Origin of the sequence: Streptomyces thermolilacinus SPC6, assembly GCF_000478605.2 — a bacterium.
Taxonomy (GTDB): domain Bacteria; phylum Actinomycetota; class Actinomycetes; order Streptomycetales; family Streptomycetaceae; genus Streptomyces; species Streptomyces thermolilacinus.
This window is the reverse complement of the sequence record NZ_ASHX02000001.1, coordinates 4,478,569-4,502,137: the sequence shown is the minus strand read 5'-3', so window position 1 is coordinate 4,502,137 and position 23,569 is coordinate 4,478,569. Positions and strand designations below refer to the sequence as shown.

Below are 23,569 nucleotides of genomic sequence, written 5' to 3'. Positions count from 1 at the left end.
CACGCCCTCGCTGACTACGTCCAGCGCCACCTGGAAGAGGCCGCCCCATGACCGCCCCCAAGCGCAAGAAGGCCCGCGCCAACGGCGAAGGCACCATCTACCAGCGCAAAGACGGCCGCTGGGAGGCCGCCGGCTACGTCCTCGCCGCCGACGGCACCCACAAACGCGTCCGCGTCTACGGCACCACCCGGAGAGAAGCCGCCGACAAACTCGCCGAGAAGATCGCCGACAGCAACCGCAGCCTCCCCGTCGCCACCGCAGACAGCACCGTCGGCGACTACCTCACCTACTGGCTGAACGGCGTCGCCGTCCACCAGCTCCGCGAGAACACCCACACCCGCTACGCCACCTGCATCCGTCTCCACCTCATCCCCGGCCTCGGCACCAAGAAGATCGCGCGGCTGACCGCGAAGGACGTATGCACCTTCCTGGACCGGCTCCGCATCACCTGCCAGTGCTGCACCCAGGGGCTCGACACCGAACGAAAGGCATGCTGCGCCATCGGCGAGTGCTGCCTGAAGCAGCTGTCCTCTTCGACCGTGACGTACGTGCACTCGGTGCTCAAGTCCGCGCTGGAGCACGCTGTCCGGGAAGATGAGCTGCCCTGCAACATCGCCCGGAACGTCAAGACCGCTGCGCCCCGGCCCAGACGCTTCCGGCCACTCACCGCGGCCGAGGCGCGGTTGTTCCTCAACGCCGCCCGCGCCGACCGGCTGTATGCGCTGTACGAACTCGCCCTACGCACTGGCCTCCGCAAGGGCGAACTCCTCGGCCTCCACTGGGAAGACCTCGACCTCACCACCGGAACGGCCAGCATCCGCCGCTCGCTCCAACGCACCCGCACGGGCGGTCTTACCCACCTGCCCACCAAGACCCGGGCGTCCGAACGCCGCATCGCTCTGCCAACCGAGTGCCGCCACTCGCTCAAGGAGCACAGGGAACGGCAGAACAAGGAACGCGAGACGGCAGCATCAGCCTGGAGAGACAGCGGCCTGGTCTTCACCACGCCGACTGGCGGCCCTCTCGACCCGGCCAACCTCACCCGCCGCTTCCGCAGCTTCCTCGACCGGGCCGGACTCCGACGCATCCGCTTCCACGACCTGCGCCATTCGACGGCGACCCTGCTTCTGGAGCAGGGCGTCGACCTAGTCGTGATCAAGGAGCTGTTGGGTCACGCCCACATCGGCGTGACCGCTGGCGTCTACGCCCACGTCCGACTCCGGCTCCAACGCCAAGCCATCGACACCCTGGGCGTCGCCCTCAACCCGACCGATGGCGACCCCAACGACCCGCCCGCCGCTCCCACCGTCCGCTGACGTTGCTGTCAAAGCGCCACAGAAGCCCGCCGGCACTCCCCGGCGGGCTTCTGTGTTTCCTCCATTGCGGGGAGGTGCCAGCGTCTACGCGCACGTCCGACTCCGGCTCCAACGCCAAGCCATCGACACCCTGAACGCTGCCCTTCAGCCCGGACGACGACGCAACCGATCCGCCCGCTTCGGTAATCGTCCGCTGACGTTGCCGTCACCGCTGCCGTCAAGCGACTCAGAGGGGGTCAGCATGGTGGTCTCGCTCTCCTCCGCTACTCATTCCTGAGCGCAAACTGAGCGCTTTCCCTGGAGCAGAAGTCAACCAGCTGAATACAGAAGGAGCGACTCCGGTCAATGACGCCAGGCGACAGACTTTCGAACTCAGCAAGACTCACAGCATCATCGAACCATGCTCTGTCTTCCTCCATGGAGAGCCCGCCCGACACTTCAACGCCGAGCGAACGCTCCAGAAGGAAGAGCGCATCAAAAAGCCGCTCCGTGGCGTAAGCAATGGAATCCACCGAGCCATCACTAGCTCCACGTACACCGAACTCAACGGCCGCCCTCAGAATGCGCCTCAACTCTAGCGGCCGGGATAGTCCGGTCTCAGCCCTGACAGAAAGCCGGGACTCCAACTCGGAGAAATATTCGGCGAGATCGGGGCTCTTAGGGGAATCCTGCAGGACGGAGATCAGATACTCAGCCTGACTCGATCGCTCCGCCACTTCAGCCAACAAGGGCTCGGAGCGGATCAGTGAAAGCCAGACCCACGCCTCCCGAATGGAGGCGGGGATCCGCTCCACCAACTCGCGCCTCTGTCGCATAAATTCCGGAAGGGTAGCCCTGGGGTACTCTCCGATCATCCAAAGCCTTGCGACCTGCTCGTCAACGAACCTCCAAGCCACCGATGCCGCTCCCAGCCTGACAGGGCCTGGCATCTCCTCGGGGCACATGCATGTCATGCTCAACTGCCGCGGCCCCAAGACGTGAAGATCGAAAGACATGTCTCCTGACAGCTGATGCAGGTTCAGATGATCCAGCAGTAGGCCATCCGGTAGCTCGGCGAGCGTGCGAATCTCCCATTCGGTCCGGACGAGCCCGGACATGTCAGGCTCGCCGAGCGGCCAGGATGCGACATTCATTTGGACTGCATCGAAGTTGTTCCAGTCGAAACTCATGAACACATCCTGACCACTCAGAGAAGCTCTTACAGTCGCACGTCGGCATGCCTTCGCAGGTGGGGCATTGCCCCCGGCCCGAATATTATCTCTTCGGGCATGCCTTCACCTGTAGTTCTTGTAGTGATATGCCCCTCGCTCACCAATCGATCATAGGTGCATTTACACATTCGGAACACGAGAACCGCTGCCCCGTTCTTCGAACCACCATTCCGGGTTACGCCCCACTGCGCCGCAGTGCTGAAGTTCGGGTCACCGCCTCCCGACACCCTGTAGCTAAACAGGTTTCCCGGTTGCCCTACAGCACCACCGCTCGAAGAGGCTCTCGCCGCGTCGCTACTCAGACCGTTGGCCGCAATGTTGTCGGCATGTTCCGCGGTCGTTCCGTGCGCAAATTCAAGCTGCTCGCCGCAGTTATGAACGAGGACCGGAGTCGCGCCCGCCAGCACATAGTACGTGTGGATGTCCGTGAGCGTCAGGTCGTGAGTACGCTGGCGCTTGTCGAACTGGTGGACCATCTGCACCTTTGCGACGTCGCCGTCGGCGGTGCGGAGCTTCATGCCCGGCTTCAGGTCGCCGGCCTCGATCCAGCGGTTCTCGGACTCCACCCAGAAGGGGTGCGTCGTGGTGGAGACCAGGGCTTCCGGCTTGCCTGAATCATTTTCGATCGTCAGATCGACGAAGTGCTTGTCGTCCTCGGTGACGATCGTGCCCGCGACCTCGCGAACGGTGGTCTCGCCCGTCTCGGGGTCGGTCACCACGAGCTTGTCGCCGAGCTCCACATCTTGGATTGGCTTCGTGGTGCCGTCGTCGAGCAGAACCAGGGTGCCCGGCAGGAAGCTGTGGCAGCCAGACTTCTTCTTTGTTTCCGCCGCCTTCTTTCTGGCCGCCGCCAATTGGTCCTGTGCCTTGGCCAGGACTGACTGGGCGTTGTCCAGGGCCTTGCTGGCCTTGAAGTAGTCCTTGACGCCGCCGATGAGGTCGCCGACCAGGCCGACGACTCTCTTGCCGAGTGCGTACGCCTTCTTCCACTCCCACGGCAAGCCGTACTTCGCCAGGAGTTTTCCGGCGATGCCGCCGGCGAAGCTTCCCGCGATGTTGAGCAGGGTTTCACCGCAGGCGCCCAAGTCGCCGCTGGAGACACAGTCGAAGGCTGCGTTGATGCCGAGTTCGTCCTTGACGATCTCGATCAGGACCTTGGCGGCCTTCTTGATGCGCTGCTTGGCATTGGACTGTTGCTCCTGCGCACCGGCGACGAGCCCGCTTGCTTCCTTCGCGTTCTGTCCGGCTTCCTCGACCGGATCGACGCTTTTCTTCGGCTTCCCGCCCGTGCAGAGGCTCGGAGTCTCGAAGCACTCCGCGACCATCAACCCGCTCGGGTCCGAGAGGGTGACCGGGTTGTTGTTGGCGTAGGCGTAGCCGTTCATCTGCTGCGGCTGCGTGTAGTCGATGATCGGATCGACGGAGATGAACTTGCCGATCACCGGGTCGTACTCGCGGGCGCCCAGATGTGTCAGGCCCGTGGACTTGTCGATCGTGCCGCCGACATAGCCCTTCTCCCCCGGCCACGCGCCGGTCGCCTGGCCGCGTACGACGCCGTACGGGTCGAAGCGGCGCTGGGAGACCGCACCGGTGGCGGAGTCGATGGCCACCTCGCCCGTGCCGTGGTGGTCGGAGGCCACGAAGGAGACCTTGTTGTCGTTGGTGCGGACCGCGACGGTCTGGCCGGCGAAGGTGTAGTACCGGGTCGCCTCCGTCTTCGTGCCGTCGGCGGAGAGCTTCAGCTCCATGCCGGGCAGGTAGACGGTGGTGCCGGTCGGGTCCTTGCGCTGGATGCGATTGCCGCTGCCGTCGTACAGGTACGTGGTCTCGGTGCCGTTGGCCTCCGTGGCCTTGGCGAGCTTGCCCTGGTCGTTCCACTCCAGTACCTGGGCGTCGCCGCCGATGACGCGCTTGGTGGTGTTGCCCGCCGCGTCGTACTCGTAGGTCGACTGGCGGTCACCGGTCGGCGTGTTCTCGACGACCTTGGTCAGCTGGTGCGGGCCGTTCCCGGCCGCGCCCGCCGCGCCGTAGGTGTAGGTGCGGGTGATGTTCTTCGACGCGTCCAGGGACGTGTCGTGGATGGTCTCCGACGTGCGGTTGCCGATGGCGTCGGTGACGTACGACTTCCAGTACGGCGCCGGGCCGCCGAGCGCGCTCGTGCCGGGCGCGGCCTGGCAGGCCGCCGGGCCCGAACCCTCCACCGGAGCGGTGGAGCCGAGGGTTCCCGCGCCCGCGGCGTCCGTCGCCGTGGCCGCCGGGGTCCACGCGGCCGCGAGTCGCTGCCGGTTGTCGTACCGGAAGCACTGCACGTCGAGCGCGGTGGTGTTCGCCGTGTCCGCGATGGACAGGACGTTGCCGACCTGGTCGTAGGAGTAGTTCGACTCCTTCGCGCGTGCGGGTGCGCCGTACACGTCCACCATGGACCGGGTGAGGCGGTCGGTGCCCTTCTCGTAGGCGAAGGTGTTCCAGACCTTCTTCCCCGAGCCGGTGAACAGTTCGAGCTGCTGCAGGTGGCTCTCGTGGCTGTAGACGGCGTCGGTGACGTAACCCGACATGCTCTTCGGGCGCTGCAGCTCGTCGTAGCCGTAGACCAGGCCCTCAGCGGGCAGGTCGCCCGCCGCGGGCAGGGAGGTGCCCTGCAGGGTTCCGTCCCTGTTGTAGCTGGAGGTGTAGAGGTAGTTGCCGGCCAGGGCACCCTGCGACGCGGGCACGACGTGCATCGTCTTGAGCGGCTGGTAGAACCGGTCCATCTCCTGCACGACCGATGCGAAGTACTCGGTCGGGGAGGTGTAGGTGAGGTTCGCCCATGCCTTGCCCAGCCAGCCCGCCTTGTCGTAGCGGGTCTCGCTCAGCTTCGTGCCGGTTTCGGGCGCGCCCTGCCACGTGGACGTGACGCGGCCCAGCTTGTCGTAGACGGTGGACGTCTGCTTGCCGCGGGCGTCCGTCACTGTGACGGGACGGTCGAGCTCGTCGTACCGCGTCGTCGAGGTGCCGGCGTCGGGGTCGACGCTCTTGATCTTGCGGCCGAGCTGGTCGTACTCGTAGCGCCAGACGTTGTTCTGCGCGTCGGTGACCGTCTCCAGGAGGCCCTTGGGCGTGTACGTGTACTTTGTCGCGTCGTAGCCCAGGAGCTCGTTGGGCGCGTCGCCCCGGTAGTGGCGGACCTCGGAGGTCCGGCCGAGGGCGTCCGTGATCGTAGTGGTGCCCGTCCCGCCCTTGGGCGGATCCACGTCGGTGCGCTCACCGGCGTACGCGGTCGTCGTCCGCCACTGCTCCACGCCGGAGACGGCGAAGATCTGCGCGGTCTGACGGCCCAGGGCGTCGTACTCCATGAGCGTCTGGGCACCCACCTCGCCGTTGTGGACGAGGAGGAGTTCGTCGGACGGCGCGCCCGCCGCGTTGTAGGTGGCGTTGGTCTTCTTCACCTTGCCGACGCCGTCGTAGAAGGTGTCGGCGACCATGCGCGTGCCGCCCTGGCCCTCGGTCTGCATCTGCCTCGGGCGCAGGAGGCTGTCGTAGAGCGTGTACTCGGCGCCGTACGAGCCGTCGTTCTCGACCTTCTCCGTCTTGATCGCGACGACCTTGTCGCGGCGCACGTTGTACGAGTACTTGATGCTCGGGGTCTGCAGCGGCGACCGGTCGGGAAGCCACACGGAGGTGAGGCGCCCAAGGGCGTCGTAGGCGAGCTGCGTGCGGTTGCCGTTCGGGTCGGTCTGGCCGAGGGACGCTCCCCACGCGGGGGCGTAGTCGGTGGTGGTGACGTGCCCCAGGGCGTTGGTGCGCTTGGTCTGGGAGATCAGACCGTTCGCCTCGGTGTACGCCGTGGCGGTTTTCGCGCCTGCGGCGTCGGTCTGGGTGAGGGGACGGCCGAACGCGTCGTACGTCGTCGTGCCGGTCACCTGGTAGGTACCGGTGGTGCCGTCGTGTGAGGTGAGGCGCTCCGTCCTGGTGGCGTCCCCCTTCTCGGGCGCGGCGCCGAAGGCCAGGCCGTCGTAGGACGTGCGCTCGTCCACGAGGACCTGCTTGCTCCGGTCCGGGGTGGTGGCGCAGTCGACCGAGACGGACTCACTGCGTGAGGGCAGGGAGAGGATGTTCTTGGTCGGGTTGTCCGCGTACCACGTCCTGGTGCACGTCTCGTCGCCCGTCTTGGCCACGTCGCCGAGTTCCTCGACCTGGGTGGCGCGGCCGGTGCCGTTCGCCGTCTCGTAGGTCGTGGTGCCCTTGGTCTCGCGCCAGGTGCCGTTCGACAGGAGCGTGAAGCCGCGGACCACCCGTGGCCGGACGATGGACGCGTAGGTCGTCGCCCACGGCTGGGTCTGGGTGGCAGTGTGGTGCTTCCAGGGCTGGGAGATGGTCCTGGCGACGATCTTGCCCTGGTCGTAGGTGGCCGCTTCGAGCTGGTGGCCGGTGAACTCCTTGGCGTCGGTGTACTCGGCGCCCGTGGAGTCGGTCACCTTGACCGAGCGTGTGCCGCCGGAGGCGTCCTTGTCGCCGTCCATGCCCTGCATGTACGTGTAGTCGATGCGCGTCTTCTGCTGTTCGGCGCTGCCGCTGGTGACGGTGACCTTGTCGTAGCCCTGCCAGCCGCCCCAGGTGAGGAACTTCTCCTGGGTGATGCCGTCCGGCTCGGCCTTGCGCCAGGCGCCCTTGCCCTTCGAGTAGTCGTAGCGGGTGACGAGGCTGTCGCCGCCGCCCGTACGGTCCGTCTCGATGATCTCGGCCACCACGTACTTGTGGAACCAGTCCGTGATCGGCTCGATCGTGCCGGGTGGCGACCACTTCACGGGGTAGCAGCGTTTGGTGGACGAGCCGGGGGCCGGGAGCGCGCCGGCGGTGCACTCCGTCGGGGCGTAGTTGATGTCGAGCTGGGCACCCGTCTCGCTGAGGACCGTGGCGAGGCGGAAGCGGTGGAACGGCGCGGTGTTGTCGCCGAGCGCGTCGACGCGGTTGACCAGCTGCTCGCCGAAGAGTTCCAGGGAGGGCAGCTTGACCGGAGTGGTCCCGGCGCGGCCCTCGTGGTCGATCTTCGACAGCCAGAGCGTCTTCGAGTCGTCGCCGTTGTCCGTGAACAGATGGGTGAAGGTCCAGGCGTCCACGTCCTGGTAGGTCGTGGCGTCTTTGAGCATCTGCGTCGTGATGCCCGTCAGGCGCTTCGTCGTCCAGAAGGTCTGTCCGACCGTGCACTTGGTGTTGGGCTTGCACTCCTGGTCCACGGGCACATCCGGCCAGTGGGCCGCGTTCGCCGTCGTGCGCTTGGACTCGGCGCAGTCGAACGTCGCGGTGGGCAGGCAGCGTTCGGCAGTCGTGAAGACCACGCGGGCCGGGGCCTTCGCCGCGTACACCGCGCCGTCGCGCTGGCCGTAGTCGATGCGCTTGAGATAGCCGCCGCGGTGGTACGGGGTGCCGTTGACGTCGGTCTTGCCGCCGAGGGCGTAGTGGTTCGTCTCGGGCTGGTAGAAGTAGGACATCACGTTGCCGTGGGTGTCCTTGACGTAGTCCAGGTTCCAGCGCCACGCCTGCTTGCAGTGGGCGTTGGCGAACGTGGCGTTGTAGCAGGGCTCGCCCGCGTCGTCACCGAAGACGGGGACCGTCCAGGTGGAGGCGGTCTCCTCCTTGCCCGCGATCCAGCCGGGGAGGCGGTTGAGGCCGAAGTAGTACTCGGTGCCGTCGGACGTGGTGACACGCCAGTACTCGTTGTCGTTGTCACCGTTGACGGTGTTCGTCAGCTTCTCGACCTTCGAGGCCGGGTCGGACGCGAGGTGCCACTCCTTGGTCTTGTCGTCCTTGACCAGCTCGGTGGCGCTGCCGTTGAGGAGGATGGTGGCGTTCTCGAACGCCCAGCACTGTTCGGCGGACCCGGCGTGCCCGTCATCGGAGCACGGCTTGTAGCGGCGCTCGATGTAGCCGGGGTCGAATGAGAAGCCCTCGCCGATCCAGGAACCCTGGTTGTTCGTGGCCGAGGTACGGCCGTCGGCGGACTGGGACGAGTAGCCGAGGCCCAGGCTCGGCACCTGGCCGCCGGGGGTCGGCACCGTACGAAGCGGGTAGCTCCACGAGAAGCCACCCGACGACGCGGAGACGTTCCAGCTGGCCGAAGGAGACAGGGCCGTGGCCTTGTACGTGCCCTGCGCGGAGGACGGGCCGGATGTGACGGCTACCAGCGACCCGCCTTCGACGGCCATGGTGGACGGGCCGGTCACGGCGGGCGCGGCTGTGACGTCGGCGGCCAGCGTCCGGGTCTTCGCGTCGTTGACCGTCGGCAGCGGCTTGGGCGCCTCGGGGCACTTCGCGGAGCCGGGCTGCGCGTAGGCGGCGCAGGCCGGGAGCTGGACGAGGTGGAGCCGGGAGCCGTAGCTGCCGCCGTACCCCTCGGCGAAGGCCGAGTAGTCGACGGTGACGCGGACCTTGGCCGCCTTGTCGCCCTCGTCCGCTCGCTCCAGTCGGAACAGGGTGCCGACGCCGAGCTTGGCGGCGCGCGCCGGGTCGAGGACGTCGACCTTGACCTTGCCGGGGGCGGCGGACGCCGCCTTGGACGAGGACGCGGCGGAGCCTGCCTTGGCCTGCGCGGGGGCCTGCGGGGCCGTGACCGAGACGGGAAGGCCGCCGGGAGAGGCCGTTGCGGGCTTCTTCGTGCCGGCTGCCGCCACGGGCAGTTCCGCGCTGCCCTGCTTGGGCCAGGACGCCCTGTCGAGCCCGGTGACGGCGGCCTTGCGGGCGGGGTCGGAGGGGCGGGGCGCGGCCTTGGCGTCGGTGCCTTCGGCCGGATCGCCGAGGTCCTGGACGCCGGGCCTGCCGCGGCCCTTGTCCTCGGCGTAGGCGACGGACTGGACGGTGGACGCGGTCAACGTCAGGGAAAGGCCCAGGACGGTCGCGGCGACCGCCCGTCTGGGCAGGCGGTGGCGCAGCAAGCGGCCACGTAGAGACATCAGGGAGCTCCGAGGGTCGGATTCTGGATGGTGTGGAGCGTGAGAGGGGTGCGCCGACGCCGCCGTTTCGGCGTCGGCACACCAGGGAGGATCAGATGTCGGTCAGTGGCGCCAGGAGGGCCATCTTCTGGACGGCCGTCGTGTCGGCGGCACCGCTGTAGACGCGGACTTCGTCGAGGGAACCGGCGAAGTACTCGCTTTCACCGATCAGGGACCGGCCGACCTGGAGTCCGCCCGTCGCGGACCACAGCGTGTCCTCCGTCCGGTCGGCCACGCCCGCGAGCTGACCGTTGACGTACAGCCGGATGTCGTTGGCGAAGGCGTCGTAGACGACGGCCAGGTGCTGACCGGCTCCCTCGTTGTCCGGCAGCTGCTGGTTGTCCTTGAAGACCCGCACCTCCGCCGCCGCCGCGTCGGACCGGGCGACGGCCAGTTCCCACGCGGGCAGTTCGGTCGCGGAGCCTGGCCGGTACCGCACCACCACGCGGTTGGCGTTGGCACCGGGCAGGGACAGCACGGTCTGCGGGGCGGTCGCGTCCAGCGAGGTGAGCTGCGCCCGGGCGGTCACCGTGAAGCTGGTGGCGCCCGTGATCGGCGGAGTCGCCGTCGCGGCGTAGTCGCCGTCGCCGTCGAGGACCAGGTGGCCGTCGCCGACGAGTGCGGCCTCGTCGAAGACCGGGTCGGCGGGGCGGTACACGTAAGCGTTGCCGTTCAGCTGGAGCGGGGTGCCGCCGCCGGTCTCCGGGGAGGAGCCGGCCGTCGCCGTGTCGAGTTGCCAGTAGCCCTTGCGCTGCGGCTTGACCGTCATGAGCTCCGCCACCTGCGTGGCGGGCAGCACCCGGTCGAAGACGCGGATGTCGGCGAGGTCGCCGGTGAAGTTGTCGCGGTAGCCGGTCTTGGCCGTGGAGCGGCCGATCTGGAGCGGTCCGTACGACCTCCACGGGGACAGGCGCGGGGAGCTGCCCTTGAGCGTCTCGTTGACGTAGAGCTTCAACTGCGCCTGCTGCGCGTCGTAGACGCCGGTCAGGAGGACCCACTGGTCCTTGACCACGGTGAGCCCGGTCGCGGCCGCGCGCCATTCGCCGACGCTCTGCACGTCGGTGCGCGGGATGGCGAACGCCCAGGTCTTGGCGATGGCGTTGTACCCGAGGGTGAAACCGGGCTCGCCCGTGCCGTCCTGGCTGACGATCGTCATGTCGCGGCTGAGGTCCGTCGGGCGCACCCAGGCGCTGACGCTGAAGCCGTCGGCGGTGTCGAGGACGGTCTGCCCCGCGTCCAGGTAGGCGTCGGCGGTGCCGTCGAGACGGGCAGCCGAGTCCACCTTGCCGCCCGGGCCTTCGACGCCGAACGTCACGCCGCCGCCCGCCGACGCAGAGAACTTCTCCTGCTCGTCGTGGGCCTCGGTGCTGCCGACAGGATCGGCGAGACTCCACTGGGCGGCGGCCGTCTTGCCCTCGCTGACGTTGAACTCGTAGCGGTGCACGGTGCTGGGGTTCTCCGCCTTGTCCACGGCGACGACCTCCAGCCAGTGCGGGCCCGGACGGGTCGGCATCCACTGGACCGAGGCGGGGCCTCCGGGGGTGGCGGGGGCGACGGTGATGGTGGGGGACGCCGTGGAGTCGAAGGCGTAGCGGTACTTCACCACGTCGGTGTCCGGGATGGAGTCGTTCCGGTTCGGCGAGAAGGTGAAGGTGCCGTACGTGCCGACGCCGTCGTGCCACACGCTGTCGGCCGGATACTGCTCGGACAGGACGTTCGGCTTGCCGGGCAGGGTGGCGTCGTAGACGAACTCGCACTTGGTCGCCGACCAGGGCCCCCAGCCGTCGCCGTCGAAGGCGCGGGCGCTCCAGGAGATGACCCGGTTCTGCGGGATGGTGGAGAGGACCTGGTGCCAGAACTTGGTTCCGGCCACGGGCGCCATGTAGCCGGTGTCTGCGGTGTAGGACTTCGCCACGCCGGCGGCGTCCGTCCACTCGACCTTGAACTGGACCTTCACCTTGTCGGTGAGGCCGCCCGCGTGGTCGGGGTCACGGGCCTCGGTGTACAGCTTCGGCGGCACCTCCGTGTACGGGCGGGCGCTGCCCGTCTTGCAGCTGCCTCCGGGGTTGCTGGACATGAGCGCGCCGGTGATCTGCGAGGGCAGGGTGTTGTAGCTGACGGAGAGGTACGCGTTGCCGCAGATCCGCTTCCACTGGGAGAAGGTGCTCTCGTCCTCGGCGCGCAGCCCGAGAGACATCGCGGTCCAGCCGCCGTTCGCGGCCGCCCTGACCTGGTTGGTCAGTTCACCGGTGGAGCCGCTCTCGAAGTGGAGGTTGGCCTGGCTGGAACAGCTGGTCGGTGAGATGGCCTTGCTGACGGTCTGGAGGTGGTCGGCCCACTGGGTGCTGGTGTTGGACCAGTTGCTGGCCGAGGTGATCGTGTGGTTGGCGCCGCCGATCCGGTACAGCTGGATGGGCATGGCGACCGGCTGGGCCTGGTAGATGTGCGTCACGCGGGCGGAGAACGTCGCTCCGAGGATCTGCTTGCCCTTGTAGAAGGACGTCGGCATGGTGAACATCACCCGCCGGACCCCGACGCCGTTGCAGGACACCGGGTTGTAGTCCGTGGGGCAGCGGCCCACACCGGCGCCGTCGCTGTACTTCCAGTCCTGTTCGGTCGGGAAGCCCGACATGACTCCGGTCCAGGCGCTGCGCGAGGTGGTGCGCTGGATGGGGTCGATGACGACCGGGAACACCGTGTCGGGGCTGGTGAGGAGCTTGCGGTCGGGGACGAGCCGCAGCTTGTCCTTGCCGACTTCGACGCCGAGCGGCGCCGTACGGCCGCCTCCGCCCGCGCCCTCCAGCGCGGGTGCCGGGGCCGGGTCGCCGTCGGCGGCGAGGGCGCGGGCGACGGCCTTGGCGCCCTGGGGCTTCGTGGTCGCCTCCTGTACGGACGCCGAGTCCCACATGGTCGGCTTGCCCGCCTGGAAGACGGTGCCGCCGACAGCGGTGTCCTCGGCCTTGAGGGCCCCGGAGGGGTCCTTCGAGACCTTCAGTCCCTTGGCCGTCATGCCGAGGTCGATGCGGGCGAGCCGGGGGTCCGCCGCAGCGTCCGGTGTCTTGACGACGAGGAGGTGGGCGAAGCCGTCGGTCTCCGCGCGTACGGTCAGGTCGACACCCGGCAGCGCGTCGGCGTACGTCGCCGTGTCGCCCTTCAGCTCGGGCGCGGGGAGCTTGCCGTACGGCCAGGTCAGGGCGAACTCGCGGCCCGCCCGGCGGAGCGTGGCGAAGGGCCTGCCCGCCTCGCCGGACGAGAAGGCCAGGTCGACGGTGCTGGCCTTCGGCCCGACGGTGCCGTCGGCGTGCCTGACGAGGGTGGTGTCGACGCCGACCCACGCGCCGTCCCGCACGGTGCGTACGGGTTCGGTGTACTCGCGTGCCGTGAAGGTGCCGTCCGGCTCGGCAAAGACGTCGCGGCGCTCGCCGCGCAGACCGAGCACCTCGACGCGCTTGCCGCTCTTGCGCGCGGCGTCCTTGGCCGCCTCCTCGGTGGCGGCCGGGCCCGGCGCGGCCTGGGCGGCAGCGGTCGTTCCGGTGCTGACGGTCCGGCCGGGCTCCGGTAGCCCGGTGAGTCCGGCGGCGATGACGGCACCCGCCGTCGCGGCGACCGCCGCACCGCGCAGCAGACCGCTGCGGCGTATCCGGGTGGACACGTGGTCACTTCCCTTGTCGGTGGTGTCGTATTTCGGGGTGGGGAGCGGCCGTGTCACCGGACCACCGCGCCGAACGCGCCATCGCCTGCGGGGATGCCGTCCTGGCCGGGCTTCCAGGTCCGCGTCGGGGCTCCGCCCGTCGCTACGTTCCACGGGAAGCTGTGGACGGCATGGCCTTCGGCGGGGCCGTACGGCATGCCGACGAACAAGTCGGTGCGGGTGGCACCGAGACTCACCCCGGCGAGCTGGCGCGAGGCGGGCGCGGTGGGGATGCCTGCACCGGGTTCGAGCCAGGCGTCGCCAGCACCGGGCGCGCCGACGAAGGGGAAGATCTGGACGCCGCCCTTGTCGAGGTGCTCCTCGGTGGACTCCTCGCCGGGCACGCCCACGGCAAGCCGCATCGTGCTCGCCGTGCCGACGGCAGTCGGGCTGGTGTTCACCGCGGTCAGCGTCTGCCCGAAGAAGTCACCAGGCTCGGCCTCGCCCTCGACATCGGCGGTGTTCTGGTCGATCCAGCCAAGGTGCGTGACTCCACCCGTGGCCGATATCTGGTACGTCTGCACAGCTCCGGCATCCATGACGTCCGCAAGGTCCTCGCCGGGTACACCGACCGCCAGCAGGAACTCGGACGCCGTTGTGGCGGTGGACGGACGATAAGGGACGAAGGCCATCGACGTGCCGTAGCGGTCGCCGGTCTCGGCGGACTTCTCCGAACCGGCGGCGCGCAGCTGTCCCATGCCGAAGCTCGGCGCGGGGATGCCGTCCGTGTTGAGAGAGGTGCGGAACGCCATGACAACCCCGGCCGACTGGTCGGTGTCGACCGACTCTCCGGGCACGCCCACCACGAAGAAGCCCCCGCTTGCGACGATGGCCGAGCCGAACTGGTCGTATGCCTCCCGGTCCTCCCACACGCCCGGGCTGTCCTGGTCGAACGAGACGGCGCGGAAGTCGGTGTCGTACACGGCGGAGACGAGGCCGCTGTCGGTCTTGCCGGAGACGTCCTCCCCGGGTGCCCCGATGACCAGGTACGGGACGCCGGTGGCCGACCGCGTCGCGGCGACGGCGTACCCGACCAGGTCCTCCGGCTCGGCCGTCTCACCCAGGGCTGCTCCGTGCCGGAAGCCCCTGTCGGCGGGACCCTGCCCGATGCCAAGCGTCGAGCCGAAGATCAGGTGGACGAGGCCGGCGTCGGCCACCGTGCCGACGTCCTCGTACGGGATGCCGACCGCCAGGTCGCTGCAACCGTCCAGGTTGGCGTCGTAGACGGCGAGGGAGAAGCCGAACTGGTCTCCGGGCTCGGCGCCGTCCGAGACGTTCGGCATGGACTGGTGGACCTGGACCGTCCCCTTTCCGCCGCCGAGGACGACATGGACCTGCCCCGCCTTGGCCATTCCCTCGACCGTGGCCTGCGGGTCCGCGATGACCATGTCCCGCAGTCCATCGCCGTTGAAGTCGCTCTCCACGCCCCCGGCACAGGTCTCGGCGGCCGCGGCCGGTTGTCCGGCTCCCGCCCCGAGGCCGAGCGCGAGGCACGCGGCGGCAACCGCTCCGGCGGCCATACGCCGCCAAGGTCTTTGTGTGCCGGACATGATCCCCACCCGAATGTATGTGCAATGACCACGTGATCCTCTATGTGGTTGAGCGGACACTCAAGGTGGTTTCCCGACATGATCGCGACCAGACGGTCACGATTCCATCACGCTGGGTCCACAGATCACGGCACTTCACCCCTACCCGGACAACCCGCCCTGGGCCGCCCGGGGCCCGCGTGACGCCGTATGCTCGGGGGAACCGCGCGGCCGTCCGACCCGCCGGCGGGACCCCCTGAGGTGAAGGTGCAGTGAACATCAACGAGCGGCGGGATGGGGGCTCGGAAGCGGTCCTGGTGATCATTCCGACCTACAACGAGGCCGACAACATCGCGGCGATCGTCTCCCGTGTACGGGCCTCCGTGCCCGCGGCGCACGTCCTGGTCGCCGACGACAACAGCCCCGACGGCACCGGCAAGATCGCCGACGAGCTCGCCGACTCGGACGACCATGTGCACGTCCTGCACCGGGCCGGCAAGGAGGGGCTGGGCGCCGCCTACCTCGCCGGGTTCGCGTGGGGCATCGAGCGCGGCTACGACGTGCTCGTGGAGATGGACGCGGACGGCTCCCACCAGCCCGAGGAGCTGCCCCGGCTGCTCGCCGCCCTCGACGGCGCCGACCTCGTGCTCGGGTCGCGCTGGGCGCCCGGCGGCAGCGTCGTCAACTGGCCCAAGTCCCGCGAGTTCCTGTCGCGCGGCGGCAGCCTGTACTCCCGCACCCTCCTCGGCGTCCCCATCAAGGACGTCACGGGCGGCTACCGGGCGTTCCGGCGGCAGACGCTGGAGGGCCTCGGCATGGACCAGGTCGCGTCGCAGGGGTACTGCTTCCAGGTCGACCTGGCGTGGCGCACCGTGAAGGCCGGGTTCAAGGTCGTCGAGGTGCCGATCACGTTCGTCGAGCGGGAGCGCGGCGACAGCAAGATGAGCCGCGCCATCGTGGTCGAGGCCTTGTGGCGGGTCACCGCCTGGGGCGTCGGGCACCGTCTCGGCAGGCTCCGTCCGCGGCGCTGAGCGTCGCCGCCCCGTCCACCCCCCAGCGAGGCACGAGTGCCGCGGCCCCGCGCGGGCGCGGCCCGGCGCCCGCCTTCCCAGCGTCAGCACGCGGAGAGGCCGCCCATGCCCCCAGTACAGACCGAGCCGCACGCGCGAGGCGGCCGGGCGTCGCACCGTAGGCGCACCACCCAGGCGACCTCGGCGGACGAATCGTTTCCCCGACGGCTGCGCGCCGCCGCCCTGCGCGCCTGGCCCGCCCTGCTCGCGTACGCGGTCGTGCGCTGCCTCGGCGTGGCGGCGGTGGCGCTGCGCGCCGGTGACGACGGCCCCGGCCTCGGCACGCTGCTGGCCGACAAGTACGACGCCGTCTACTACACCCACATAGCGGAGTTCGGCTACGCCGCGCCCATGGCGGACTCGTGCACGGTCCAGGGGCCCCTGTGCAAGTACGCGTTCTTCCCCCTCTACCCGGCCCTGATACGCGCCGGCTCGGTGCTGCTGCCGCCGCTGTCGGCCGCGCAGGTGGCCTGGGGGGTGGCCGTCGTCGCCGCGCTGCTGGCGGCGTGGGGGATATACGCCGTGGTGGAACGTGTGGCCGGTCGGCGCACCGCCGTCGTCGCCACCGTGCTGTGGGGCATAGCCCCGCACGCCATGGTCGAGTCCATGGCGTACACCGAGCCCGTCTTCACCGCCTTGTGCGCCTGGTCGCTGTACGCCGCCCTGAGCCACCGCTGGGTCGCCGCCGGGCTCCTGGCCTCGCTCGCCGGGCTCACCCGGCCTTCCGGGTCCGCCGTCGTCGCCGCGGTCGTCCTGGCCGCGCTCTGGGCCCTGTTCACCTCCCGCCGCCCCGCGCGGGGCGATGACGGCCAACGCCGCGATCGTACGGGCCCGTTGCTCACCGCCGTGGCCGTCTCGCCGCTCGGCTGGTTCGCCTGGTTCGGGTGGGTCGGGCACCGGGCAGGCGACTGGCGCGGCTACTTCGAAGTGCAGGAGAAGTGGGGCAGCACCTTCGACGGCGGCGTCTTCACGCTGGGCCGTGTCGCCGACGTGTTCCTGAAGCTGCCGCTCAACCTCAACACCGCGGTCGGCGCCGCCACCGTCGTGGCCTCCGTGGTGGTGTTCGTGATCTGCGTCCAGCAGCGGCAGCCCGCCGTTCTGCTGATCTACACCGGGATGCTGCTGCTCATCGCCGTCGGCGGGGCCGGGTACTTCCACTCCAAGGCAAGGTTCCTCCTGCCCGCGTTCCCGCTGCTCATACCGGCCGCCCGCGCGCTGGCGGCGGCGCGCCCCTCGACCATGTACACGCTGCTCGGCACGGCCGTCGGGCTGTCCACCGCGTACGGCGTGTACCTGATGCTCGTCTGGCCGCACTCCCCCTGACCCGCCGCGTGTCTGGGGCCGACGCACGGCCGCGTATGCTCGGGCGCGAAGACTTCCGCCGTCCCCTGAAAGAGACAGCAGAGTGAACTACAGGGTCCAGCCCACCGCCCAGGTCCACGAGACCGCCGAGATCGGGGCCGGGAGCAGCGTCTGGGAGCTCGCGCAGATCCGTGAGGACGCGCGGCTCGGGGAAGGCTGCGTCATCGGGCGCGGCGCGTACGTCGGTACGGGCGTGAAGATCGGCGACAACGTCAAGCTCCAGAACTACGCCCTCGTCTACGAGCCCGCCGAGCTCGGCGACGGTGTGTTCGTCGGCCCGGCCGTCGTGCTCACCAACGACCACAACCCGCGCTCCGTGGACCCCGAGGGCAAGCTGAAGCGCGGCGGCGACTGGGAGGCCGTCGGCGTCAAGGTCGGCGAGGGCGCCTCGCTCGGTGCCCGGTCCGTGTGCGTGGCGCCGGTGCGCGTCGGGCGCTGGGCGATGGTCGCCGCGGGCGCCGTCGTCACCCGGGACGTGCCGGACTTCGCCCTCGTCGTGGGCGTGCCCGCGCGGCAGATCGGCTGGGTCGGCAAGGCCGGTGTCCGGCTGGTCGAGCGGGCCGGCGAGGAGGGTGTGTGGGAGTGCCCGCAGACCGGCTCCCTGTACCAGGAGAAGGACGGCGCGCTCGTCGAGCGCGAGAGCTGACGGGCGCCCCGGCCGTGTGCCGGGAGGGGGCACCGCCTTCGGTAGGGTGGTGCCGCCGCGCTGTATCTCCGTACCGAACCCCGTGGGGACGCTTCCGCCGCACGGGTGCGCGGCGTGCAGGTGAAAGGGCGAAGGGAACCAGATGAACAGCCACGTGCTCTATCTCGCGCTTGGCACATACCGAGTACGGGCGACGCGCGAGCAGGTGAAGGAGCTCGCCTCCTCGGGGTCCCGGGTCTCCCTGGTCGTGCTGGACGCTCCGGAGTGGCACGAGGCGGCCGCTGAGCTGAGCCGGATCGACGGCGTGGACGTGGTCCGCGTCGCCCCCGACAAGGACGGCACGGCGTGGGGTTCCGCCAAGAAGCTCGCCGCCGCCAAGTCCGGCCCGTTCGCCACGGCGGACACGGTCGTCGCGGGTGACGCGCAGGCGCTGCCCGTCGCGTGGATCGCCAAGCGCCGCCGCCCGGGCATCACGCTCGCGCTGGAGCCGCACGGTGCCGGCCGCGTCGTGGAGCCCGCCGACCTGGCCGTCATCACCCCCTGGTACCCCTCGCCGAACAACCCGTACGCCGGTTCCTTCGTCCAGGCCGCGACCGCCGCCGTCGCCGGGAACTACGAGCGCGTCACCGTCTTCCACACGGAGGACTGGTCCGGCCGCGCGTCGGCCCCGCTCAACGACGCGATCCGGGTGACCGTCGACCGCCTCCAGGAGCGCCGCGCCCTCGGCCACGTCATCGACGCCGACGAGGCGACCGTCGTCCGCGTCCCCGTGCCGCTGATCCACCGCAAGAACTACGCCCCCTGGGTCGAGGCGCAGGTCAAGGCGCTCCGCAGCGCCCTGCCGAGCGGGCACATCGACGCGCCGGTCGTCCACGCCCACACCGGCATCTACGGCGGTGTGCTGGCCACCCGTCTGGCCCGCCCCGACGCCCGCGTCGTGGTGACCGAGCACTCGTCGTTCCTCGACAAGGTCTTCTCGCAGGCCCCCGCGGCCCGCCTGTACGAGCAGGTCCTGGAGCGCGCCGACGCGTTCCTGTGCGTCAGCGCCGCGCTGCGCGAGCAGGTCGTCGGCCGCTTCCCGCAGTACGCGGACAAGGTCGGCGTCGTCCCCAACGCGATCGCCCTCGACCGGTTCACGCCCGGCCCCGAGCGCTCCCGCGAGCTGCTGCGCTGGCTGTACCTGGGCCGGCTGGTCCAGCCGAAGGGCGTCAAGGAACTGCTCGAGGCGTTCGCGCTGGTCGCCGCCGAGGAGCCGCGCGCCACGCTGACGATGGTCGGGCACGGCCCCGCCGAGGACGAGCTGCGCGCCCGCGCCGCCGAGCTGGGCCTGGGCGACCGCTTCCGCGTCCTGCCGCCCGTCGCGCCGGAGGCCGTTGGCCCGCTGATGCACGAGTACGACCTGCTCGTGCACGCCAGCAAGCGGGAGACCTTCGGGATGACGGTCGTCGAGGCGATCGCGTCCGGGCTGCCCGTACTGGTCACCCGCAGCGGCGGACCCGACGAGACGCTGGCCGGGATCGAGACGCTGGCCGGGGCGCTCATGGACGTCAGCGACGACCCGCGGGTCATCGTGGACGCGTACCACGAGCTGCGCGGCCGCGCCGGAGAGCTGGACCTGCCCGCGGCCCGCGAGGTGCTGGAGGGCCGGGTCGGCTGCGAGGCGGTCGGCAAGCAGCTGGTCGAGGTGTACGGCGGGGCGCTGCCGCCCGTGCCGGACACCGTCGAGGACGCGGATCCGGAGGCCGAGGCCCAGGAGGAGCCCGCCGGGGAGGTCGGGCCCGTCGAGGCGGCCCCCGTGCGCCGGGCGGGCGGCGAGCCCGTCGGCCGGGCGGTCGTCCTGGCGCTGACCCCGGCCAAGCCGCGGCGCATCGTGGACTTCGCCAACCACCTGGTCGCGAAGGGCGCCGAGATCACCCTCGTCACCGCCACGGCGCCCGCGCTGTGGGACCGGCTGGAGCTCGACCCGAGCGTGCCGGTCGTCAGCGTCGCCGACGCCGAGAAGAAGCTGCGCATCCCGCGCGCCGAGCGGTTCCTCGTCTACCGCGCCCCGCGCGCCGTGCTGCGCAGGGCCCGCCGGATCGCCGCGAAGAACCGGGAGGCGATCGGCCCCGAGCTGGCCGTCGCGACGGTGCAGCGCGCCCACACGAAGGTCGCCAACGCCTTCCACAAGAAGGTGTTCAACCGCACCTACCGCGAGGTCAGGCCGCAGTTGTTCGCCCGGATCGCGCAGCGGCGGGTGCTGCCCGAGCTGGCCCTGGAGAAGATCGACACGGTCTTCGTCAGCGACATCAACTCGACGGTGACGGGCTGGAAGTGGGCCAAGTCCCACCCGCACCTGAAGGTGACGACGAGTCTGGACCGCACCGCGTACGACAGCGAGTGAGCCCAGAGGCACAGAGGGAAGGGCCCTGACCGGAGATCCGGTCAGGGCCCTTCCCATTGGGCTTGAGGAGCACGGCTCAGCTGCCGCTGACGATCTCCCGCAGCCGCCGCTCGAACGGGATGAGCGTCGCCTCACGCGTGTACGTGTCGGCGTGGCGCCGCGCGGCCGCGCGCTGCTCCGGCGTCAGGTCGCGGGCGGCCTTGCCCGCGGCGACCATCGACGCGGCCAGCTCCTCGACGTCCAGGCTGTTGGCGTTGAACCACAGCGGATAGCCGTCGAGGACGTCCTGCGCGGCGATGCCGGGCTGGTGCACGGAGACGATCGGGTGCCCGAAGGCCATGTACTCGAAGATCTTGCCGGACGTGACGTACTTGCCGCCGCCCGCGAGGAAGACCAGCACGTCGGCCTCCTCGTACACCTTGCCGACCTCGGTCTTGGAGACGGGCCCGCAGTAGCGCAGGCCGGTGTCCTCGACGCCCTCGGGGCGCGGGCCGTCCTGGAGGCCGAGGCGGGCCTTCAGGGTGCCGGGGCTGTTCTTGAAGAAGCCCAGGTGGCCGTGGATCTGGAGCTCCGCGCCGGCGAGGTCCGGGTGACGGCGGGCGATCTTGAACGCCTCGGCCATCTCCTCGACCGGCTGCTTCGCGGTGAGCGTCCCCAGGTACGTGAACTTCAGCGGCGCCCGGCGCTCCTCGCCCGAAGCACCCGAAGCACCGGAGGCGGGCGAAGCGCTCGGGGCACCGGAGGCGTGCGGGGCCTCGGCCGGCGCGCCCTCGCCGGTCCCGGCGGCCGCGACCTCCAGGACGGGGGCCTCCGGCTCGGCGGCCTCCAGGGCCGGGGCCGTGCCCGCCGCCTTCTCGACCGCCTTCGGCAGCACGTCGGCGTCCCACCCGTTGGGCACGACCATCATGCGGTCGGCGACCTCCGGGTAGCGCTCGGCGTGCCAGGCGCGCAGGGCCTCGTTGACGAAGACCGCCGCGGACGCCTTGTCGAGCATGCGCTTCTCCCAGCCCCAGGCGATGTGCCCCTCGGGGAAGGCCGGCTCGTCGTGGAAGAGGTCCAGCGTCCACGAGTCGCGGTAGTCCATGACGTACGGGACGCCGGTCAGCTTGTTGAACAGCCAGGCGGCGCCGAACGAGGCGAACGGGTTGCCGGTCGCCACGACGACGTCGAAGCGCTCCTTGGCGTGCAGCTTCAGGGCGCGCGTGACGGACGCCCACGCCCAGGACGAGTACCGCTCGGGGAACAGCTTCGTCTGGCTGAACATGTAGACGCGCTTGGCCATCAGCGGGAAGCTGCGGCGCAGCCAGCTGTAGTCGCGCAGGTCCTGCTGCCACGTGTACTGGTTGAGCGACGGGCGCTCGACGTGGATGCGCGGGTCGACGGTCTTCGACAGCTCCTCGTCGACGGAGCCGATCACGTTGTAGAGGAAGTCCAGCGGGGCGGCACAGACCGTGACGTCCCAGCCCTTCTCCACCAGGTGGTTGGCGGTCGCCCGGGCGCGGTAGACGCCGCTCGCCCGCGACGGGGGGAAGTAGAACGCCAGGTAGAGCACACGGGGGCGCCGTTCGCTACGGTTCTTCATCAGTCTTCCTCGGTTGGTTCAGCGAGCGGCTGAGGTCTGCGGGGTCGTCCGGGCGACGATCGGCGGTACGACGGAGTCCACGCTGTAGGCGAGGCGGGGCGTTCCCAGGCCCTCGCTCTCCCAGGCGCCCATCAGCTCGGCGGCGGTGCGCGTGGACAGGGCGTCGGCGACGATCACGAGGTCGGGCCCGCCCTGGGGGCCGAAGCAGCGGCGCAGGATCATCCGGGCGACGGCGGTGGGCCACACCTTGCGGTGCAGCGGCGCGAACACGCGGCGGTGGACGCGTCCGGCGACGCGCTTCTCGTACGCCTTGAGGGCCTTCTTGGTCTTGGCGCTCAGGGGGCCGCGGCCGACCGCTCCGGCGACGCGGCGCGGGGCCTGGTAGAGCACCGCCCGCTCCAGCCGCTGCGGCAGGTGCCTGGCCTCCAGCTCGGCGAGCGTCGTCAGGCGCACCCCGGGGGCGAACGTCTCGGTCGCCCAGGGCTGCTTCTGGCCGACCAGGACGACCGCCCGGCCACCGGCCGCGACGACCGCGGCGGACTCTTCGACCACGGCCCGCTTGCGCGAGGCGCCAAGGGCCAGGAACAGAACCTGCATGTCACTCCATCACGGGGAGTCGGGGAACCAGAGTCGGTAGTGCGCCTGGGCCACGGCCTCGTAGCCGTAGTCGGCGGCAAGCTTCGCCTGGGCGCGTTCGAGGTCCAGTCCGCCCGCGAGGAAACGGGCGCGCAGGCGCCGGTAGCCCTCGCTGATCGACTCCGCGTTCTCCTCCACGTCGATGAGTTCGCCCGCGGCGTCCTCGATGCCGGCGAGGGTCTTCTCGGGGCCGCCGCAGCGGGTGACGAGGACCGGCATGCCGGCGGCGATGCCCTCGACGATGGTCATGCCGAACGTCTCGTACCGGCTGGGGTGGACCAGCAGGTCGTGACTGCGCATCAGCTCCAGCGCCTGCTCATGCGGGATGGAGCCGGGCAGCGTCACCGCGTCGCTCAGGCCCAGTTCGGCGACGCGCTCGGTGAGCGGGCGGCGCAGCGGGCCCTCGCCGACGAGGGTCAGGGTGAGCGTCGGGTCCTCGGCGTGGCACTGGGCGAACGCCTCGACCAGCCACTTGACGCCCTTGAGCTCGGTGACGCTGCCCAGGTACAGCCAGCTGCGCAGGTCCTTGACCGGCTCGGGGCGCGGCTCGTCGAAGGAGATCGGGTTCGGAATGCGGAGGATCTTGTCGGCGTGGTGCGGGAACTGACGCTCCAGCACCTCGGTGACCTTGTCGCCGACGACCAGGAAGCCGGTGACGCCGTGCAGCAGCTCGTCGTACAGCTCGACGGCCTCGGGGTCCTGGAAGACGCGCTCCAGGAAGGAGGCGTGCTCGGTGACGAAGACCTTGGCGCCGGGGCGGGCGTTCTTCAGCGCGGCCCAGCCGCTGGGCAGCCCGACGTGGGCGTGCACGACGTCCGCGTCGATGGGCTTGCCGCCCAGGAGGTTGCGGAGCTGGCGCTCGTGGTTGCGGGACTGGGCGCCGTAGTCCTGGCCGCGCGGGGTGGTGACCGGGAAGGAGATCAGGTCGGCGCCGCCGGCCGTGGGGACGCGGTGCGCGGCCCGGGCCATCACCTTGGCGTTGGCCTCCTCGACCGCCTTCGTCGCCGCCGCGTCCATGGGGGCCACCCACGGGTCGCAGTGGTAGACGGTGAAGCTGTCGCAGCCGGGCGCGGTGGCCGCCACCATGGCCTGGACGAAGGAACCGCGGAAAGGCAACTCCCGTGTCGGATACCACGGCGTGACCACGGCTGCATCCCTGGATGCTGCCTGCTTCATGT

General features: G+C 70.1%; 12 protein-coding genes. 5 read left to right on the top strand and 7 right to left on the bottom strand.

Annotated elements, in window-relative coordinates; all coding sequences use genetic code 11:
* The first annotated feature begins 47 nt into the window (after positions 1-47).
* Positions 48-1,316, top strand: a complete 1,269-nt coding sequence (locus J116_RS19455) for a tyrosine-type recombinase/integrase (RefSeq protein ID WP_023588744.1) — start codon at positions 48-50, stop codon at positions 1,314-1,316.
* A 263-nt stretch (positions 1,317-1,579) separates the two neighbouring features.
* Here the strand turns inward: J116_RS19455 and J116_RS19450 are convergent, their stop codons facing one another.
* From J116_RS19450 to J116_RS19435, 4 genes are all read right to left on the bottom strand, one after another.
* The gene (locus J116_RS19450; protein WP_139140499.1) at positions 1,580-2,485 is read right to left on the bottom strand and encodes a hypothetical protein; all 906 of its coding nucleotides are present in this window, start codon (positions 2,483-2,485) and stop codon (positions 1,580-1,582) included.
* Between the two features lie 29 nt (positions 2,486-2,514).
* Positions 2,515-9,453, bottom strand: coding sequence for a polymorphic toxin-type HINT domain-containing protein (locus J116_RS19445; protein ID WP_079147773.1), 6,939 nt, complete (start codon positions 9,451-9,453; stop codon positions 2,515-2,517).
* Between the two features lie 91 nt (positions 9,454-9,544).
* Complete coding sequence (locus tag J116_RS19440) at positions 9,545-13,144, bottom strand: LamG domain-containing protein (protein WP_023588741.1); 3,600 nt, start codon at positions 13,142-13,144, stop codon at positions 9,545-9,547.
* Positions 13,145-13,197: 53 nt separating this feature from the next.
* Positions 13,198-14,703, bottom strand: a complete 1,506-nt coding sequence (locus J116_RS19435; protein ID WP_069818306.1) for an FG-GAP repeat domain-containing protein — start codon at positions 14,701-14,703, stop codon at positions 13,198-13,200.
* A gap of 281 nt (positions 14,704-14,984) precedes the next feature.
* Here J116_RS19435 and J116_RS19430 point away from each other — a divergent pair, with 281 nt between their 5' ends.
* The 4 genes from J116_RS19430 to J116_RS19415 all read left to right on the top strand — a co-directional run bounded on the left by J116_RS19430 (position 14,985) and on the right by J116_RS19415 (position 20,173).
* A complete protein-coding gene (locus J116_RS19430) occupies positions 14,985-15,743 on the top strand; it encodes a polyprenol monophosphomannose synthase (protein ID WP_023588739.1) in 759 nt (252 codons plus the stop codon).
* Positions 15,744-15,848: 105 nt separating this feature from the next.
* Positions 15,849-17,105: a glycosyltransferase family 39 protein gene (locus J116_RS19425; protein ID WP_023588738.1), complete on the top strand. Its 1,257-nt coding sequence runs from the start codon at positions 15,849-15,851 to the stop codon at positions 17,103-17,105.
* A gap of 82 nt (positions 17,106-17,187) precedes the next feature.
* The gene (locus J116_RS19420; protein ID WP_023588737.1) at positions 17,188-17,790 is read left to right on the top strand and encodes an acyltransferase; all 603 of its coding nucleotides are present in this window, start codon (positions 17,188-17,190) and stop codon (positions 17,788-17,790) included.
* Positions 17,791-17,932: 142 nt separating this feature from the next.
* On the top strand, positions 17,933-20,173 hold the full coding sequence (locus J116_RS19415) for a glycosyltransferase (RefSeq protein WP_023588736.1): 2,241 nt from the start codon (positions 17,933-17,935) through the stop codon (positions 20,171-20,173).
* A 76-nt stretch (positions 20,174-20,249) separates the two neighbouring features.
* Here J116_RS19415 and J116_RS31010 read toward each other — a convergent pair whose 3' ends face one another.
* The 3 genes from J116_RS31010 to J116_RS19400 are packed head-to-tail and all read right to left on the bottom strand — an operon-like array spanning position 20,250 to position 23,567.
* On the bottom strand, positions 20,250-21,755 hold the full coding sequence (locus tag J116_RS31010) for a glycosyltransferase (protein WP_023588735.1): 1,506 nt from the start codon (positions 21,753-21,755) through the stop codon (positions 20,250-20,252).
* Positions 21,756-21,773: 18 nt separating this feature from the next.
* Positions 21,774-22,352 (bottom strand): hypothetical protein, encoded by a 579-nt coding sequence (locus tag J116_RS19405; RefSeq protein ID WP_023588734.1) that lies wholly within the window; start codon positions 22,350-22,352, stop codon positions 21,774-21,776.
* 9 nt (positions 22,353-22,361) lie between these two features.
* A complete protein-coding gene (locus J116_RS19400; RefSeq protein WP_037946810.1) occupies positions 22,362-23,567 on the bottom strand; it encodes a glycosyltransferase family 4 protein in 1,206 nt (401 codons plus the stop codon).
* Between the last annotated feature and the right edge of the window lie 2 nt (positions 23,568-23,569).

Excerpts from the sequence above, each read along its gene's own strand:
- J116_RS19455 (WP_023588744.1), top strand. The coding sequence starts at position 48 with ATGACCGCCCCCAAGCGCAAGAAGGCCCGCGCCAACGGCGAAGGCACC.
- J116_RS19405 (WP_023588734.1), bottom strand. The coding sequence starts at position 22,352 with ATGCAGGTTCTGTTCCTGGCCCTTGGCGCCTCGCGCAAGCGGGCCGTG.
- J116_RS31010 (WP_023588735.1), bottom strand. The coding sequence starts at position 21,755 with ATGAAGAACCGTAGCGAACGGCGCCCCCGTGTGCTCTACCTGGCGTTC.
- J116_RS19445 (WP_079147773.1), bottom strand. The coding sequence starts at position 9,453 with ATGTCTCTACGTGGCCGCTTGCTGCGCCACCGCCTGCCCAGACGGGCG.
- J116_RS19435 (WP_069818306.1), bottom strand. The coding sequence starts at position 14,703 with ATGGCCGCCGGAGCGGTTGCCGCCGCGTGCCTCGCGCTCGGCCTCGGG.
- J116_RS19425 (WP_023588738.1), top strand. The coding sequence starts at position 15,849 with ATGCCCCCAGTACAGACCGAGCCGCACGCGCGAGGCGGCCGGGCGTCG.
- J116_RS19400 (WP_037946810.1), bottom strand. The coding sequence starts at position 23,567 with ATGAAGCAGGCAGCATCCAGGGATGCAGCCGTGGTCACGCCGTGGTAT.
- J116_RS19415 (WP_023588736.1), top strand. The coding sequence starts at position 17,933 with ATGAACAGCCACGTGCTCTATCTCGCGCTTGGCACATACCGAGTACGG.
- J116_RS19450 (WP_139140499.1), bottom strand. The coding sequence starts at position 2,485 with ATGAGTTTCGACTGGAACAACTTCGATGCAGTCCAAATGAATGTCGCA.